At 50.3% G+C, this 17,963-nt stretch carries 15 protein-coding genes; 2 read left to right on the top strand and 13 right to left on the bottom strand.

What is annotated here, in order from left to right:
- Positions 1-91 precede the first annotated feature (91 nt).
- From ABEB26_RS21275 to tilS, 9 genes are all read right to left on the bottom strand, one after another.
- Positions 92-1,021 carry a hypothetical protein gene (locus tag ABEB26_RS21275; RefSeq protein WP_345724088.1) on the bottom strand — a complete coding sequence of 310 codons (930 nt, stop codon included), beginning with the start codon at positions 1,019-1,021 and terminating at the stop codon, positions 92-94.
- 57 nt (positions 1,022-1,078) lie between these two features.
- Positions 1,079-2,656 (bottom strand): PP2C family protein-serine/threonine phosphatase, encoded by a 1,578-nt coding sequence (locus ABEB26_RS21270; protein WP_345724087.1) that lies wholly within the window; start codon positions 2,654-2,656, stop codon positions 1,079-1,081.
- A gap of 19 nt (positions 2,657-2,675) precedes the next feature.
- Positions 2,676-4,061, bottom strand: coding sequence for a serine/threonine protein kinase (locus tag ABEB26_RS21265; RefSeq protein WP_345724086.1), 1,386 nt, complete (start codon positions 4,059-4,061; stop codon positions 2,676-2,678).
- Between the two features lie 18 nt (positions 4,062-4,079).
- Positions 4,080-5,270 carry a vWA domain-containing protein gene (locus ABEB26_RS21260; RefSeq protein ID WP_345724085.1) on the bottom strand — a complete coding sequence of 397 codons (1,191 nt, stop codon included), beginning with the start codon at positions 5,268-5,270 and terminating at the stop codon, positions 4,080-4,082.
- 4 nt (positions 5,271-5,274) lie between these two features.
- On the bottom strand, positions 5,275-6,111 hold the full coding sequence (locus ABEB26_RS21255; protein ID WP_345724084.1) for an FHA domain-containing protein: 837 nt from the start codon (positions 6,109-6,111) through the stop codon (positions 5,275-5,277).
- A 329-nt stretch (positions 6,112-6,440) separates the two neighbouring features.
- Positions 6,441-7,199 carry a YebC/PmpR family DNA-binding transcriptional regulator gene (locus tag ABEB26_RS21250; protein ID WP_345724083.1) on the bottom strand — a complete coding sequence of 253 codons (759 nt, stop codon included), beginning with the start codon at positions 7,197-7,199 and terminating at the stop codon, positions 6,441-6,443.
- A 158-nt stretch (positions 7,200-7,357) separates the two neighbouring features.
- Complete coding sequence (gene ftsH, locus ABEB26_RS21245) at positions 7,358-9,313, bottom strand: ATP-dependent zinc metalloprotease FtsH (RefSeq protein WP_345724082.1); 1,956 nt, start codon at positions 9,311-9,313, stop codon at positions 7,358-7,360.
- A 128-nt stretch (positions 9,314-9,441) separates the two neighbouring features.
- On the bottom strand, positions 9,442-9,984 hold the full coding sequence (gene hpt, locus ABEB26_RS21240) for a hypoxanthine phosphoribosyltransferase (RefSeq protein ID WP_345724081.1): 543 nt from the start codon (positions 9,982-9,984) through the stop codon (positions 9,442-9,444).
- Positions 9,974-11,434 (bottom strand): tRNA lysidine(34) synthetase TilS, encoded by a 1,461-nt coding sequence (gene tilS / locus ABEB26_RS21235; RefSeq protein ID WP_345724080.1) that lies wholly within the window; start codon positions 11,432-11,434, stop codon positions 9,974-9,976. The genes hpt and tilS overlap by 11 nt, the downstream gene beginning before the upstream one ends.
- Positions 11,435-11,847: 413 nt before the next feature.
- Here tilS and lepB (ABEB26_RS21230) point away from each other — a divergent pair, with 413 nt between their 5' ends.
- Positions 11,848-12,636: a signal peptidase I gene (gene lepB, locus ABEB26_RS21230; protein ID WP_012190563.1), complete on the top strand. Its 789-nt coding sequence runs from the start codon at positions 11,848-11,850 to the stop codon at positions 12,634-12,636.
- A complete protein-coding gene (lepB, locus tag ABEB26_RS21225; RefSeq protein WP_345724079.1) occupies positions 12,633-13,379 on the top strand; it encodes a signal peptidase I in 747 nt (248 codons plus the stop codon). The genes lepB (ABEB26_RS21230) and lepB (ABEB26_RS21225) overlap by 4 nt, the downstream gene beginning before the upstream one ends.
- A gap of 249 nt (positions 13,380-13,628) precedes the next feature.
- Here lepB (ABEB26_RS21225) and ABEB26_RS21220 read toward each other — a convergent pair whose 3' ends face one another.
- From ABEB26_RS21220 to zwf, 4 genes are all read right to left on the bottom strand, one after another.
- Positions 13,629-14,495: a PIG-L family deacetylase gene (locus tag ABEB26_RS21220; protein WP_345724078.1), complete on the bottom strand. Its 867-nt coding sequence runs from the start codon at positions 14,493-14,495 to the stop codon at positions 13,629-13,631.
- 65 nt (positions 14,496-14,560) lie between these two features.
- Positions 14,561-15,283, bottom strand: coding sequence for a 6-phosphogluconolactonase (gene pgl / locus ABEB26_RS21215; protein WP_345724077.1), 723 nt, complete (start codon positions 15,281-15,283; stop codon positions 14,561-14,563).
- A complete protein-coding gene (locus ABEB26_RS21210) occupies positions 15,280-16,392 on the bottom strand; it encodes a glucose-6-phosphate dehydrogenase assembly protein OpcA (RefSeq protein ID WP_345724076.1) in 1,113 nt (370 codons plus the stop codon). The genes pgl and ABEB26_RS21210 overlap by 4 nt, the downstream gene beginning before the upstream one ends.
- Positions 16,393-16,404: 12 nt before the next feature.
- Positions 16,405-17,931, bottom strand: a complete 1,527-nt coding sequence (gene zwf, locus ABEB26_RS21205) for a glucose-6-phosphate dehydrogenase (RefSeq protein ID WP_345724074.1) — start codon at positions 17,929-17,931, stop codon at positions 16,405-16,407.
- Positions 17,932-17,963 lie beyond the last annotated feature (32 nt).

Below are 17,963 nucleotides of genomic sequence, written 5' to 3'. Positions count from 1 at the left end.
CCTAACACTCCTTTGGATAATTAGTTGGGGCATGCTAGCTCCTCAGTGGAGCTAGCATGCTTCATAAACTCTACTCTCCTTGGTGATACACTTATTGGGCTGTTGCACTCAATTGATAAACTGGGGTAGCGGTTCCGGTGCTGATAACCCAGTAAACCCGTGCTAAATAGACGGTATTCGCCGTTGCTGCGAAGCTAATTGAATCGGCAATTTGAGCTTGATTGGTTGATTGTTGCAAGAACTCAAACGATCCATCGGTGCGTTGACGATAAAGATAGAGGTTAAAGTCATGCTGGTTCGGCGTTACATTTGCCAATAAAAGCCGCAACGAGCCATTGGTCGCTTGGCTCAATAGATAATAATCGGAATCGCCTGGAATTTCATTGGCAAAATCGCTTTGGCATGTCCCCCCATTAATTGCCAAAAGCGCTCCGTTATTAGGATTGTTGTTGGTTGGCTCGGCGACATCGCTACACCCTTGGAAGTCGGCGAACGCCGGATAGAACTTTTGGTCCTTGGCAATTGTAACGGTTACCCGATTGCCCATGCTTGGGTCAATTTGGGCTCCTGCTACCGAGATATCAATAAAAAACGTTTCAAGCCCTTCGTTGTTGTTGCCATCCATATTGGTATCAACTTTGATATATTGGACTCGTTCTGCCCCTCTCATTGCAACCGTACCGTTGATTGGTTGATTATTACTAACCAAGGTTAAGGTTCGATTATAATCAGCGGGCGATTGGGCTGTCCCATTATAAACTTCATAGGTAATCCCAATATCGACCGAATCACCTGGATCAATGCTTTTGACGCGCACCGCTAAAATAAGGTCTTGGCCTTCAATTACGGTTGCAGCTATTTGATCCCAGCCAATCACCGGTGGGGCGGCGAGGGCATTCGGCTGGTCAATTGTTGGCGCAGCTGGCGACTTAAGGTCTTGTTGGGCATGGCTGATTGGTTGCAGCATGAGACTTAGGCTGATGAACAATAGTACTAACGATAGACGCTGAAACTTCTGCATTGTGCTATCCCTATAATTTCAATTGCGCTAACTAGGTATAACCGACTCCTACCTGATCTATGGTAATGGTGGTGGGACTGGTGTTGGCAATGGCGGATCTGTTGGCCGTGGTGTATTGGTTGGCGGATCTGGCGGTGTGGTTGGTTGTTCGGTTGGCCGTGGCGTATTGGTTGGCCGCTCGGTTGGCTGCTCAACTGGTTTTGGACAACCATTGCGTGATGGATCGCCAGGCTCGTTTGGACAAGCATCACGATCATCAGGAATCGTATCGCCATCGCTATCGCCGACGGCTGGTGGTTGAGTTGGCTCAACTGGTGCTGGACAACCATTGTTTGGGCCTGCCACATCAGGACAACCATCAACATCGTCAGTAAAGCCATCGCCATCGCGATCGCCTGGGGCTGGTGGGTTGGTCGGTTGGATTACCACTGGTGGAGTAGTTGGCTGCACCACTGGTGGGTTTGTCGCTGCTGGCCGATTGGTTGGCGCTGTTGTTGCTGCTGGCCGTGCAGTTGGGTTTGTACCAGGTGCGCTGGTCGCTTGCGGCACTAAAGTATCGGTTGGCACTGGATTTTCGGTCGCTTGCTGAATTAAAAGCGCTTCAGCCGTAGCGGTCTCAGCAGGCAAGGTCACCGTGGCAAACGAACCATCGACCATTGTAATGATTGGTCTGGTTGGAATGCTAATCGCGTTGCGTCCACTGGTACCGGATGGGACATCATCACCACCGATAAACACAATCCCACCCAAGAGGGCCGCAACCAAGAGCACAACTCCCAAAATCCCGCCTAAGGCTCCCCATTGAATTGGCGCAGGGCCGTTACGCACCACCACATTGGTGATGTTATCGTGGCCGCCGCGCTCATTAGCAAGGCTGATCAACTCAGTTGTCGCATTTTGGGGAGCATTGCGGGTGGCAATTTTGCCAATTTCTTCAGCCTGCACCCCATCGGAAAGCCCGTCTGAGCACAACACAATCACATCATCTTTGCCCAAAACCAGTTCATCGCTGAAGTGAGGCGTTACCTCGGGGTCGCCCATGGATTGCCAGAGGCTTTTGTTCATGGCGTTGACATGATCTTTGGTTTGGACTGCACGATCATATTCGGTGTTGTTGGCGCGGAACAAATAGCCTTTGCTATCGCCAACATTCGAGAAAATAATCTTGCGAAGTGTGCCTTCATCCCAAACCAATGCCAACACTAAGGTTGAGGCGCGGTTGGTATTGCCAGCCTCTTTATAAACCATTTTGGTGGCATATTGAATTGCCGCATTTAGTTGATCTTGTTTGCTTTTGTAGCTTTTGGGGTCGCTATTATAGAAAAACTTGGTCGTATATTCGACAACGGCGCGGCTAGCCAACTCACCATCGTCGTTACCGCCGACCCCATCGGCGACAACATACAGCCGACCATGGCTAGCCAGCAATTTATGCTCGATCTTGACACTAAACCCAGTTGCGCCACCGCCGCGAATTTTGGCGAAAAGTTCGGTTACCCCGTTGACCAATTTGGTGCCAAAACTGCGTTCATCGGCATGTCGCCATGCCAAATTATCTTCGTTATTATTCCGTTGTCGCCCAACATCGCTTTGACCATAGACCACGAGGTTAGGCAGATTTGCTGCTTGACTCATTGCAATGCTCCTTGGTGGCCTAGCGTAAGACTGTTTCTGGTAGCCATCCTATTTCTCCACCGTTGATACGTTGTACATTGAACCATTTCCGTTGATCACCATTGATTGTGCTGGGGTTCTCATCAAGCACAAGAAACTTTTGGCCTTCAAGCGCTTGGCCACTTCCAAGGGCATTCGCGCTACCATCGCCAGGTCGGGCCCGTAAAATATAGCCTTGACTTAGGGTTACCTCACGACCCCCAGCAGTTGGTGAAACTATTGGTGGTAAGGTTGAGGTTGGAATAACCGCCTCGATCGTGACCGTTGGAATACCACCAGTAGTGGGGGTTTCGGGTAAGGTTGAGGTTGGAGGCATCGCCGCTTGTTCTGGCGTTGCTTTACCATTTGGATCAGGCGTATCGCCACCACCCAACAATAAAAAGAGCACTGCAATTAAAACCAGAGCACTAATTGCCCCAATACTGATCATGGTTGAGCGCCGTGAATTGCTGATCGGCATGCTTGGAGCGGCAAATGCGGCTCCATCGTTGCGCAACGCTTCGTGCATGGCCATACTGAAGGCTGCACATGAACTATACCGCTCGGTTGGCTCGAAGGCAGTCGCTTTTAAGAAAACCTCGATTGCGGTGGGATGTTTGGCCAAGTTTTTGCGAATCCGCTCGTTCTGAGCCGCCAATTGCTGACGAAATTCAGTATTCCAGATCGCCAAAGCTGATTGATATACTTGGGGATCATTCGATTCCATGCCCTTGATTTTGGGCGGTTTGATCGTTGGAATCGTATCGCCAGTTAGGAAGTAGTAGACAACCAAGGCCAAGGCATATTGGTCGGTTGCTGGCACTTCATGCCCCGTATATTGCTCAGGAGCCATATACGGTGGTGTACCAAAACCACGTTCATCGACCAAGGCAAAGCGTTCGTGTGAAGCCACGCTGAGGTCAATCAGAATCGCATCGTGCGAGGCTTTATCAACCAAAATGTTATCGGGCTTTACATCACGATGAATAACTGGGCTATCGGGGTGGGCAATATGCAGATAATCCAACGCGCTGCCAATTTGCTCGGCAATTTGTAGCGCGATAGTTTCGCTTTTTTGCTTCGATAACTCTTTATTGCTGTAGGCATAAACAAACGTCGTGGCTAGCGTATAGGGCTCGTCACGGACATTACTGTGCACAAAGCCGATCACATGGGGGTGCTCGGCTTTCTTCAGCAAACGTTCCTCATTCATAAAATACTGACGAACTTGAGGAAGTTTGTTCGTCAGAAATTTGAGCGCCACTTCTTCACGATGCCCATCATCGTGGTTGATGATCGCATGATAGACCGGGCCGGAAAGCCCCTCCGCCAAACGATCATCAACAATTTCATAGCGCCCATATTGTTGACCTGCAACAAGATGCATAGTCGCTCCTCCGATAGCCTACTTGCCAGCCCCTGGATCAATCCGAGTTGGGCGACGGCGGGTGGCGGTTGCTAAAGCGGTTGTGACTGCTGCCAAAATAATTGCGGCGGGCACGCCACGCAGTAGATAATATTTTTGAAGTTGGCTTAACGAGGTAAACTCCGATTCGGTGGCTAGCCCACCAATTGGAATTGGCAAAGTTGAGCTTTCCCAGGTTTGGCCTGCAATCGTCACCTTAACTTGGAAGGTGTGTTGTTTATCGTCGCGCGGTGCTGTATGGGCAAATGCCAGATCGTAGCCAGTGCGGTTAACGGGCTTAACCAAGGCTTTATAGGCTTGCTCCATTTTGCTTGGCCGCTCTTCTGGGCCTCCAGCAACGTAGCGCCCGTTGGTGCTGCTGGCTAAATTAGGCAGTTGATTGCTAGCTTTATCCAAATTTTCAGTCTTGCCAATCCCAACGGCAATAATAATCGTGTTGTTTTTATTGGCAAGATCGACGATTTGGCTGAACAAACCAGCGCTATCGGGGGTAACCGAGCCATCGCCAAATACCACTACATAGCTATCAGTGCCGCGTTTTTTGGCTTCGGCTGCGGTAGCAGTAACGGCCTCTAAGACTGCCCCATACAAATTGGTTGCACCATCGCGTGGTGGCTCAGTGCGCAAAACCCCAATAATTTTATTGTGGTCGCGATCAAACTCGGGTGCAGCGGCTGGACGGGTTGATTGGCTATTTGATGAGCGCGGAATAAACAAACCAATCGATTCTGGATCGTTGGGTGAAACCGCGTTACCAAGGTTGATCCAGCTTTCAGCAGCAGTGCGAACTTCGCCGATAAACGGATCGCCGAGCGCAACACTTAAATCAGTCACCAAGCCAATCGTTGCCCCCGAAGCGCGTAAAACATTTTGGCTATCAAAGGGAATCGTGTGGCTGGTTGGGTGGGTCGCATCAGTGGTGATGGCATGCATCACCAATTGAGAATCTGTTAGCAATTGACCATCTTGATAAATTGCAATATCGCCAGGTTCCAAAGGTGGTACATCCTGACCAGTGGTCGTATCAGTCACCCGCATCTTGAAGTTGACCACCCGATCTTGCAGTAATTGAGCATCGGTGAGTTTAACTTCATAGGCTGCTTGAGCATAGGTCAAAACTGGCGAGAGCAGCAGCAACGCAAGGCTACAACGCAAAATCCACGTTTTCATGAGGTTATGCTCCTGTATTAAACTCAAATACCATTTCTACTGCATTGTCTTGGTTGGGGTCGCCGAGATAGAGCATATCGCCATGTTCAAGCGGCACAGGCTGACTATCGAGCATAAAGCCTTGACCATCGCGCACCAAGAAAGTGCCGTTGGTGCTACCAAGGTCAATCACGGCAATTTGATTATCTTCCAACACAAATTTGGCATGGGTCCGTGAAACAATTACATCACTAACTTGGATATCACCCTTGCCGCCAATTGTAAAATCGGGTCGTAAGGCTTCGATTGAGCCTTTACGCGAGCCATTGTTGATTGTGATCGAGCCATAGGGTGCATTAATCCGCCCACCACCGCCAGCTCCGCCACGTCGGCCAAAAGCGCGGGTAGCAATATTGGTGATGGTTTTGGTGGCATTGCGAATGGCTGGGCTGATCACTGGCACTTCGCTGCGTGAGAGGCTGCTCAGAATCAACGGTAAGGTGAAGGTGATGCCCAATACTCCCCATAAGCCAAAGGCATTCAGATAATTGCCGAGCACGAGTGCATCGTTGCTGGCAAAATCGTTGACATTCTCAGGCAACGTATAACCAACCCGATTCAGCGCACTGCCAAGAGCTTGGGTAATATAGGCCGATGGGAAGATCAACAATACTGGAATGGTCGATAAAAAGAGGGTTAAAAAGCGATTATGCACTTTTTTAATTTTACGTGCGGCAAAGATTGCCAAGAAGAGAACCGAAACTGCCCAAATTAAAGCCGGAAGCGCAATCGTAGGATACCACCAGTCATACGTGATCTGACCCATTTCCTTAACTTTTTGCCAGAACTCAAAATTGGTCATCGTGCGTCTCCTCGTGAGCTAGCGGATAGTGCTGGATAGTGCTGGATGGGGCGGGAGTGTGCGCCCCTTGCTGCAATTGCGCTGTATATCATGGTGTTTAACCTGTAGATCTAGCTTCATACCCTGCTTTCTTGGCATGAAGTTGAGGCATAGCGTAGGTTGTCCATAGGACTTCTGTACTGCAAGGGTTTGGATAATCGTCCCTGATTATACCAGAATCGCCTTATTCTGTTTTACTATTTGGCTTGGATTTGGTGGGGATAACACAAACTTAAACAAAACCAGCACAGTTAAAACCGTGCTGGTTCTGGCTGCATGCAGCCAATTAACTAGCCTTGTTCGGCATATTTTTCGGCTAGTTCATCGGATACTTCAAGGTTGCTATAGACTTTTTGCACATCATCGAGATCTTCGAGCCGCTCCATTAGCCGCAAAATCTGGAAGGTCGTCGCTTCGTCAGCTTCCATGATTGTCTTGGCCAGCATGGTTTTTTCCGCCGTGCTGATTTTCAGGCCTTGTTCATTGAGCGCATCGCGCACCGCCGCCAATTTACTAAACTCGGTGTAAACAATAATTGCATCGTCGTTGACAATCACATCATCAGCATCAGCATCGATCGCCAGCAAGGTCACTTCATCGGGGTCGGTTTTTTCAGTTCGATCAATACTGATCAAACCTTTGATGTCAAACATCCAACCGACTGAACCGCCTTCGCCGAGCGTTCCACCATTTTTGTTAAAGGCGGTGCGAATTTCGGAAACGGTGCGGTTGCGATTGTCGGTGGCAGCATCGACGATCACTGCAATTCCGCCTGGGCCATAGCCTTCGTAGGTAACTTCTTCGAGCGCTGCTTCACCGCTTACGCCAGTGCCGCGATCAATTGCTCGTTGAATATTATCCGATGGCATATTATCGGCTTTGGCTTTTTCAATCGCCAAGCGCAGCCGGAAGTTCATGTCGGGGCTGCCACCACCTTCGCGGGCGGCGATCGTAATATCACGAGCGATTTTCGTCCAGCGTTGGCCTCGGCGTTGATCAAGAACCCCTTTTTTGCGGCGAATTTCATGCCATTTTGTATGCCCTGACATCGGATAACTCCTACGGTTAACAATTGTGCACACCCCAGTGTGCCGCTCAATCATGAGTTTTTGTTGACCATTATAGCGTATGCTTGAGAAGCTTGGCAAAAAATTGGCGCAAGCATCACTGCCTGCGCCAATTCTTCGATCAATCGTTACGCTTTGATTTAGATGCGTTGCTTGGGCAAAGCGTCGTTATAAACCCCATTATTGGAGTTATACTTAATTACTTCGTCGAGCAATTGGCGCAATGGCTCACCATCGAGGTTTTCATGCTCGATCAAGGCTTCGGCCATACGGTTCATCACCTCACGGTTGCGTTCCAAGATTGCGCGGGCACGTTCGTGGCCTTCGCTGACCAAGCGCCGCACTTCCGAATCGATCTTGCGTGAGGTTTCTTCCGAATAGTTGCGTTGTTCGCTGATTTCGCGACCCAAGAAGATCAACTCTTCTTTTTCGCCAAAGGCAATTGGCCCCAGCTCTGAACTCATCCCATAGCGGGTAACCATCGCCCGAGCCATACGCGTCACTTGCTGGATATCGCCCGAAGCGCCAGTGGTGAAGTCACTCAGCACCAATTCTTCAGCGGCGCGGCCACCAAGGGCTACAGCAATTTGGGCTTCAAACTGCGAGACGCTCATATAGCTTTGATCTTCATCGGGAATCATCAAGGTGTAGCCACCAGCCATCCCACGAGGAATAATCGTCACTTTATGCACAGGGTTTGCACCAGGCATCGCTTTCGCAACAATTGCGTGACCAGCTTCGTGGAAGGCGGTCAACTCTTTTTGTTTGGGAGTCATCACCCGTGAGCGTCGTTCTGGGCCGCCAAGCATAATTCGTTCGGTGGCATCTTGCATTTCTTGCATGGCGATGCGTTTTTTCGAGCGCCGTGCAGCCAAGATAGCAGCTTCGTTGACGATGTTGGCGAGGTCAGCACCCGATGAACCAGGCGTTAATTTGGCAATTGCTTCCAAATTAACATCTTCGGAGAGTGGCTTGCCCTTGGTATGAACCTTGAGCACTTCAACCCGTCCACGCATATCGGGAGCATCGAGCACCACTTGGCGGTCGAAACGGCCTGGGCGAACCAAGGCTGGGTCGAGCACGTCAGGGCGGTTAGTGGCGGCGATCACAATCACATTGGTGTTGCTATCGAAGCCGTCCATTTCAACCAAGATTTGGTTAAGCGTTTGTTCGCGTTCATCGTGCGAGCCACCAAGGCCAGCACCGCGTTGGCGACCAACTGCATCAACTTCGTCGATAAAGACGATACAAGGAGCGTTGCGTTTGGCTTGTTCAAACAAATCGCGCACGCGGCTTGCCCCAACCCCAACGAACATTTCGACAAATTCCGAACCGCTGATTGAGAAGAATGGTACGCCTGCTTCGCCGGCAACTGCACGGCTGAGCAAAGTTTTACCAGTACCTGGAGGGCCAACCATCAAAACCCCACGCGGAATGCGTGCGCCAAGTTGGGCAAATTTCTCAGGAAATTTAAGAAACTCGACCACTTCGGTTAAGTCTTGTTTGGCTTCTTCTTGGCCAGCAACATCGGAGAAGGTTACCGATGGTTTGTCGCCAGTGAACATGCGGGCCTTGCTCTTACCAAACGACATCGCTTGGTTGTTGGAGCCTTGGGCTTGGCGCATGAAAAAGACGAAAAAGCCAATCAGCAAAAGGGTGGGCAGCAAGAAGGTCAAGGCTGCACCTAAAATGCCGCCCCAAGCTGGAGCCGATTTAGGATTGAACTTAACTTTGGCAGCGTTTTCCAACGGTGCTGCAATTGCCGTCTTATTCTCAGGATCTTTAAGCTCGGCTAATTTGCTAGCATCTTGGGATTTTTGCGAAAGAATTTCTTCAATACTTTCGCTCGTGCTGTTCTTGCGAGAAATATAGGTGGTGGGTGGCGTGTCGTTGGTGGTCGCCCGAAACTCGACTTGACCTTCGGTTTGGACGATCTCGGCAATTTTACCTTGGAGGGCTAAGTCGAGAATTTCACTGTAGCTCTTTTCGCTGGTATTGCCAGGACTACCATTGATGTATTGATAGAAGAGCGCCAACGCCGCCACTACGATGATCAAATACACAAAACTGTTGCGTAAGAAGCGATTTTCACCCATCGCAGTATCTCCTGAACGTGCGTACACGCTCATAAAATTTTGCTGCACTCCATGCGGAGTACAGCGACCTTCTAAAATTATACCAAAGCGCTACCTACCTAGCAAGGGAAATGCCCATTAGTAAAGTGTTAATGTGTATAAACACGTGGGCTTAACACCCCAATATAGGGCAAATTGCGGTAGCGTTCAGCATAGTCTAGTCCGTATCCCACAACAAATTCGTTGGGAATGTCGAAACCACGGTAATCAACCTGCACATTGACGTTGCGCCGTTCAGGTTTATTCAGCAGGGCACAAATCTCTAAAGCGGCTGGGTTACGCCGCAACAGTAGATCATGTACATACTTTAATGTCAGGCCACTATCAATAATATCTTCGACGATGATCACATGCTTGCCAGCGATATCAAGGTCGAGGTCTTTGTTTAAACGAACTACGCCGCTGCTTTCGGTGCTGGCTCCATACGATGAAACTGCAATGCAATCGTAGCAAACCTCGCGCCCGATCGAGCGCATCAGATCGGCCATAAAGATCAACGACCCTTTTAAGATGCCAACTAACACTAACTCGGGTGCGTTAACCGTGGCTTGGGCAATTGCTGTGCCAAGCGCTTGGACGCGGTTTTGGAGTGTTGCGGTATCGATTAATACCCGCTCAAGATCAGGATGCATCGGCGTGAGTATCCTCCAAAGTTATGAGCAAAAAGTTGGTTGTTTCTGGCGTTGGGTGGGCATGTTCGGCCATTAGCAAGCCAGGAATCCAAAGAATCCCAAGATCATCAACGAATAATGGCCATTGGGCACGTAGTTCGCGCGGCAAACGCATATCAACCATAATATCTTGGATGCGACGTGAGCCAATGCCTCCCGCTGGCCGCATGCGATCGCCTGGGCGACGTTGACGTAACATCAATTTGCCCTGAATTGCATCGGCATCGAGCAAGCCTTGCCAGCGCGAAAGATTATATTCAGGGCGGCTGGGCATCAGCTCCATAATCACCCGCCAACGTTCATCGGGCAGCGGAGTCATGCCTTGTTGATTAAGCGGCCACTCATCGATGCTCAATTGCGGTTCGTCATTGGTTGGCTGCATGGTTGTGGCTACGGTCATTGTCCAGCCATGTGGCTTGCGATGCAAGACCAAATTATGCGGCATTTGGCAAAACAGTTGCAAGCTGTTCATGGCACTTAACGCATGGTCAAGCTGCGAGGATGTTAATTCGTCGCGCTCAGGCCGCAATAAATAAACCGCGCGGCGAATTGCATGGCGCTGCAAAGCCGGATGCATCTGATTCCATTGCTCACGATGAAAGGTAATTGCCCCAGGTTCAAACTCAATTAAATGTTGCCATTGACGATCAAGCTCGCTTTGCATGTAGTCGGTTTCAATTGCCGCCAAACGCGCCGTTCGCGCCAAGGCCGAAACAACTTTAGCATTGTATTCGCCCAGTAATGGTAATAGTTGGTGGCGAATGCGGCCCCGTGTATATTCCAGCGAATTATTGGTAGGGTCGCGGCGTGGCTCCAATTGCTGTTCATCGCAATAGGCCTCAATTTCGTCGCGGGTAATATTGAGCATGGGCCGAATCAAGGCTGGACCAACTGCTTGATGCGGCATTCCAGCGGTAACTCGCCAGCCAACCCACTCGGTGCGTGGGCGCATGGCGCTCAAGCCACTTGGGCCGGTGCCCCGCAACACATGCAACAACACCGTTTCCGCTTGATCATCGGATTGATGGCCGAGCACCACCGCATCGGCTTGTTGTTGCAAAGCGACCTCGGCCAAGAAACGATAGCGCGTCGCTCGGGCGGCAGCAGGCAAGCCCACATGATATTGTTTGGCAACGTGGTCAACATCGCGCAGCTCAATTGTGGCAGTTAAGCCCCAATCGGCGGCGATTTCGGCCACAAAAGCGGCCTCAGCAGCTGATTGCTCGCCGCGCAAGCCATGATCAAGATGGGCCACATGCAAACGCCAGCCATAGGGGGTGGCCAAGGCCGTCAGCCGATGCAGCAAGGCTAATGAATCCGGGCCACCTGAAACCGCCACCACCAAACATGCTGCCGAGGCGAGGCGACCATCGCGGATGAGGGTTGTTTCAATGTCGAGTAGTTGGGACATAGCAGAGTTCTCGTAAGTGGTGCCAACCTTGATGATAGCACATTTTTGCGGCTAGCCATGTCAATCTCACGATGGAGTTTGCGGCTTGGGGTGTAGGATTAGCACTAGATTAACAACTGCTTGGAAAGATTTGGGTTATGGTATGCTGAGAGAAAGCTATGCCGCAGGAACCATTGGTGGGTATCAGCCGTTGATCAGTTGCCTATCAGCTGTAAACGGCTTGGAATCGTTAACATGGACTGATTGACGGTATGGGCTTTGCTTTAAATTGACAGCAATTAGGCTTCGCGGCATACTAGATCATCAATCCCCAGTTTGGTCAATTAAAATCAAGACTTCTAGGGCAGGTTTGGCCAAAGTTGGTATGCTATAATGCCGCGCAGCGACATAATTCAGGGTGTAAGGATAATTCAATGAGTTCAACACCGCTACGGGATCGGCTTGAACAAGCTGCTCAACATGATCCAAATCCATTAAAACCAACCAGGCTTGAGCCAGCCCCACCACCAGAAGAACCGCTGGATTTAGAGGAAGCGGCTGCCGAAACCGTTCCCCAACGTCGCGGCTGGTCGGTCGTCAAAGAGATTATCGAGACGGTCGTTTTTGTGCTTTTGGTCTTTTTTATTGTGCGTGGCTTGTTGCAGAATTTTCGCATCGAGGGTTCGAGTATGTTCCCAACCATGCACGATCAGCAGTATATTTTGGTTAATAAAGCTTTATATATGCACTTTGACCTAAATGCGCCGTTACGGCTATTACCAGGTCGTGGTGATCTTGAGCAAAATGTGGTTTATCCCTTCCGCAAGCCGCAGCAAGGCGATATTGTGGTGTTTTTGGCTCCAGAATCGGCCCACGATGAACCTAACAAAGATTATATTAAACGGGTGATTGGGATCGAGGGCGATAAAGTTACCTTGCTTGATGGTCAAGTCTATGTCAACGACCAACTGCTCGATGAATCGGAATATCTTGATGCTGGTACCCAAACCAGTTGTAAAGGTTATGCCTCGACCTGTAGCGTTGATATTCCAGCTGGCCATGTTTTTGTGATGGGCGATAATCGCAATAACAGCAGCGACTCACGCGAATGGGGGCCATTGCCCTTAGATAACGTGATTGGCAAAGCTTGGCTTTCGTATTGGCCCAAAGAAGATTGGGGTGTTGTGCAAACGCCCAGTTATGCAGCACCAACGGGCCAATGAACGATTTCGAACAATCCGAGGTAAAAACCACCCGCTTGGCGCTTGATCAGACTCAACCGCTGCCAGTTACTGCGCCAAGTGCCGAAGAAATTGCTTGGTTGGAGCAATCGCAAGTGCCGTTGCCTGCACCGCCTGTCCCAACTCCAGTGCCTCAACGGCCACGCTTACGCCGTTCGTGGCACATGGTGGCCAGCTTGATTTTGAGCTTTTTGATCTTGCGTAGCTTGATTCAGAATTTTCAAATCGAAGGCACAAGCATGGAGCCAACCATGCAAACCAAGCAATATGTCTTGGTCAACAAAGCAATTTATGCCCATCTCGATTTGAATGCTCCGCTACGTTTGTGGCCTAGCCAAGCTGAGTTGCCCAAAAAATTCCTGTATTTGCTGCATCCTCCTGAACGTGGCGATATTATTGTGTTTTTGGCTCCACCAGCCGCCCATGATTTGCCCGATAAAGATTACATCAAGCGGGTAATTGGGGTTGGCGGCGATACAATCAAAATTCGCGAGGGCAAGGTTTGGGTCAACGAGCAGCAATTAACCGAGGATTATATTGGCGAGGTTGATACGCTTTGTGATACACACTGTGAGTTGGTTGTGCCCGAGGGTCATTTATTTGTGATGGGCGATAATCGACCATTTAGCAGCGATTCACGGCGTTGGGGGCCATTGCCGCTCGAATATGTCATTGGCAAGGCGTGGTTTACTTATTGGCCCAAAGAGCGTTGGGCAAGCTACTGAGTTCCCTCGCCCCAACCTATCTTTCATATTCTGGCTGAGGGATCTACGTTCAAGGGGCAGGTTCTATTCGGAACCAAATACTATCCTAGTTTATGCTTGGATGCTGGATTGCCACAAATTGTGCTTGAGGGGGAGCAGGGGGTTAAAGCCCCCTGCGTTTCCCGCCTCGAGGCGGGACGGAAGGGTGATGATCAACGATGATTGTTAAAATCAATCCTTGAAAGATCAGCTTTCTGGAGGATAAGGGAATTATCTAATTCCAAGCAACAGATCGGTTTCAAAGTCTTCGTGTTCAGGCAAACTTACCCGCGATTCGATCAGGGCAAAATGTTCATGGCTCAGTAACTCGCCACGTAACTCCTCTGGCAAGCTCAAAAAGCCCCATGTTGGCCCAATTTGGGTGCGATGTTCTAGCAACGATTGTAATTTGATTGGTAAATATTGGCCAATTTCAATTGCAGTCGTAGTACGAGGATCATCAACATACCGCGAAAGATCTGCTTCGGGATTATCAAGCGGGGTTTTCTCGCCACGGGCTTGCATATATTCCCAAGCTTTGCGCCAAATCGAGCGGCGATAGGCGGTGTAATAGAGTTTTTTCGGTTCCCACACTGGCCCAGCCTCAGGAAATTGGCTGGGGTCGCCAGCAGCATGAAAAGCTGCAACCGTGATTTTATGGGCCATAATGTGGTCGGGATGCCCATAACTGCCATTTTCATCGTAACTGATCAACACATCTGGTTGATATTGGCGTACCAAGGCTACCAACCGCGCCGTGGCAGCTTGTAAATCGGCCTTGTTGAACGATTCTGGATGCTCGTTGGGTGGCGTGTTGATCATACCTGAATCGCGGTAGGCCAACTGATGAAAATCAGTGATATTGAGTAGCGCAATCGCTCGTGCTAGCTCTATGTCGCGAATTTCGGCCAATCGCGCTTTATTCTCAGGCGTATTCAATTCAGCATCAACAATTTCGCCTTCTTCGCCACGGGTACACGTCACTAAAACAACCCGTGCTCCTTGCTCGTGATACTTCAGCGCAATGCCGCCTGTTGAAATCACTTCATCATCAGGGTGGGCATGCACAAGCATAATGGTTGGTCGATGGTCAGTCATGAACATTCCTTTCGATGCTATGGTGCATGCCTAGTATTGTGCCACGAAAATCTGTTAACGATTCGTTAATGTTGCAGTTGGCTAGCCGCTGCTTGGTCGAGCAGCCATTCGGCGTTGTTGATCAAGCTGGCGGGATAACTTTGATAAGCTCCAGTTTGTTCGATCAGTTCGCGAATGACTCCGGCTTTATCCTCACCCGCCGCCAAAAATATTTTGCTATGGGCGTTGTTGATCACGGGCGCAGTCAGTGAGATGCGATATTGTTTGAGTTTGGCGACCCATGTTTCGGCCACCAACACATCGTTGCGACCCAAAATATCGCTTGCTGGAAAGAGCGATGCGGTATGTCCATCGTTGCCTAAACCAAGCAGCATGGTGTCGAATTGGGGAAATTGGCCTTCAGTTAACCCAAAAATACGCTTGATTTCATGAGCATATAGGCTGGCAGCACTTTCCGGCGCTAGCTCACCGCGAATCCGCAATACATTGCCCACCGGAATCGGAATATGATCGATCAAGGCGATTTTGGTCATGCGATAGTTGCTTTGAGCATCGTCAGGCCCGACGCAGCGCTCATCGCCCCAAAATAAAAAACAGCGCCCCCAAAGAATCTGATTAATGTAGCGTGGGCTGGCTAATAATTCAAACAACGCTTTGGGAGTGGAGCCACCCGAAAGCGCGATTGTCCAGCGGCCACGTTGAGCGATGGCGGTTTGAGCCTCGGCTACCAGCCGATCAGCCGCAAGGATCATCAGTTCCTCGCGGCTTGGGGCAATCTGAAGCGTCATACATGTGCTCCATGGGGATCGGTTGCTTGAGCAATTGCGGCGACAATCGCTAAAGCCCGTTCATAAATTCGATCATGACTATACATATTGAGTTCATTCAAGAGCAACAGGCTATCGCTGGGTCTTGGCAGTTCGCTCATCTGACAACGGGTTTCGCCATCAAGATGCACATTGGCTAGCAAAGCTTGTTTGTTGCTGCTGCGGCCCACGGTGATACTAGCTTTATGTTTGGCAGCCTGTACTTCGATAAATGGCACTTCCTCGCCAGCTCGATCACTGGTTTGCATGCTGATCGTAACCGTGCCATGGCGATGTTTGAAATTGCAAAGCAAAGTTTCACTATTGCCGCTTGCGCTGATCAACTGCCAATCAAGGCAGGTTGCCATCCAGCCGATGCTTAGCAAGCCTGCTGCTTGATGTCGGCCGGTGGTCACCTTGATGCTGCTAAGGTTTTCGAGCACTGGACGCATGGCCATTGCATCGAAAATTTGGGCAAACGCCGTGCGCCACGGAGTTAAACGTGCCCAGGTCAAATCGCTGACGGCATCAGTTTGGTCGCTCATGACCATCTTGTGCAAACGTGCCAGATCGGGCAGTGGGTCGAGAAAATCTGCCGAATCCATAATCCAGCGATCGGCATGGGCAAACAATTGGGTACGCACATTGCTGGCAGGGTGCAACGGGCCAGGCCACCAGACAAACAAGGGCAAATCGGAAACGACCAAGGGTAGAACTGTGCCAGGCAAACGTCGCCGCATTTGCTCACCAACACAGAAGGTAATTTGTTCGCAACAGACTTGCTCGTGCTCTTCGCTGCTTGGCTGACAAACGGTGCTGACCCATGCGCTGAGTTCTTCGGCCTCGTTGCCGGTTTCGATCAAAATTGCACGACATGGATGCACACCGAATACTTGCGGCAAGGCGGTGCGTACTCGTTTGGCAAGGGTTTGATTTGCCCCATAGCCAATCACGGTCATGGTACAAACGCGGGTCATCACATAATTTTCATCGCGATGCTGCTCGCCCAATTCACGCCACAAATCGCGCAGTTGATCTTCAATCTCAGCAACATTGGCTGGACGTGGGCTATTGGAAATTTCGCCCATCATGGTTGCCACCTCCTACAATTTGCGCCACTCACGGCCATCACGTTGCATAAATTGATCAGATTCCTCTGGACCCCATGTGCCAGCTTCGTAGCGTGGCAAGTGCTCAACGCCGTCGTTTTCCCAGCGCTCAAGGATGGGAGTCATCAAGGCCCATTGGGCTTCGACCTCATCGCGGCGGGTAAACAGGGTTGCGTCGCCGAGCATTGCATCGAGCAACAAGCGTTCGTAGGCTTCGGGCGCAGCTACCCCAAACGACGAGCCATAGCGAAAATCCATATTAACCGGATGGATAATCATGCGCTGGCCTGGTTGTTTGGCGCTAAATTTGAGGGTGATGCCTTCGTTGGGCTGAATGCGCAGGGCTAAAACGTTCGATTCAATTTCATCGCGAATTTCGGGGAAGAGCAGCAACGGCGGTTTTTTGAATTGAATCGCAATTTCGGTGACTCGTTTTGCCAGCCGTTTGCCAGTGCGCAAGTAGAATGGTACGCCCGCCCAGCGCCAATTGTCGATCTCGAATTTGAGTGCAACGAATGTGGGTGTGCGTGAGGTTGGGTTGACCCCTTTCTCTGCCAAGTAACTGGGCACTTCATCGCCATTGATTGTACCATGATCGTATTGAGCACGCAGCGCATTGCGATCAACATCATTGGCACTCATCGGGCGAATCGCATGTAGCACCTTGACTTTTTCGCTGCGCACTTCGTGCTCATTGAATTCAACCGGCGGTTCCATGGCGGTCAAGGTCAGCAATTGCATCATATGATTGGTGATCATATCGCGCAATGCCCCAGCTTCCTCATAAAACCCTGCTCGACTGCCAATGCCAAGGCTTTCGGCAACCGTAATTTGCACATGGTCAATGTAGTTGCGGTTCCAGATTGGCTCGAAAATGGCGTTGGCAAAACGCGCCACCAACAGGTTTTGGACAGTTTCTTTGCCCAGATAATGGTCGATCCGATAGACTTGGCTTTCATCAAAAGCACGACTGACCAGATCGTTGAGTTCTTGGGCCGATCTGAGATCATGGCCAAAGGGCTTTTCAACGATAATTCGCGACCAGCCATGGCTTTGGTTGGTCAGATTGACCTTTTGCAAATTGCTAATCGCATCATCAAACCACGATGGCGGAATCGCCAAGTAAAATAAACGATTGCCAGCGGTGCCACGTTGCTGATCGATGTGTTCGAGGCGGCTGGCAATTTGCTCGTAGGTGTTGAGATCGCCAAATTCGCCGCCAACCCAGAACAAACCTTCGGCAAATGTTTGCCAAACTTCTTCATTAATTGGCTGAACTCGCGAGAATTGCTCGGCGCTTTTGCGCATTTCAGCGCGAAAATCATCGTCGCTCCATGGGCGGCGGCCAACGCCAAGTAACGAAAAGCCTGCCGGAACCATGCCTTCACGGGCGAGGTTGTAGAGTGCAGGCAATAATTTACGGGCAGTGAGATCTCCGGTCGCGCCGAAAATCACCACAGTACATGCTTCAGGGGTGCGAGCAATTCGTAAGCCTGCTCGCAAAGGATTTGGCTGTTCCACAAGCCCTCCTTAGGAACCACGCATAATGACAG

The organism is Herpetosiphon gulosus (assembly GCF_039545135.1).
GTDB classification, from domain to species: domain Bacteria; phylum Chloroflexota; class Chloroflexia; order Chloroflexales; family Herpetosiphonaceae; genus Herpetosiphon; species Herpetosiphon gulosus.
Note: the sequence above shows the minus strand (reverse complement) of the source record. Positions and strands in the feature narration are given on the sequence as shown.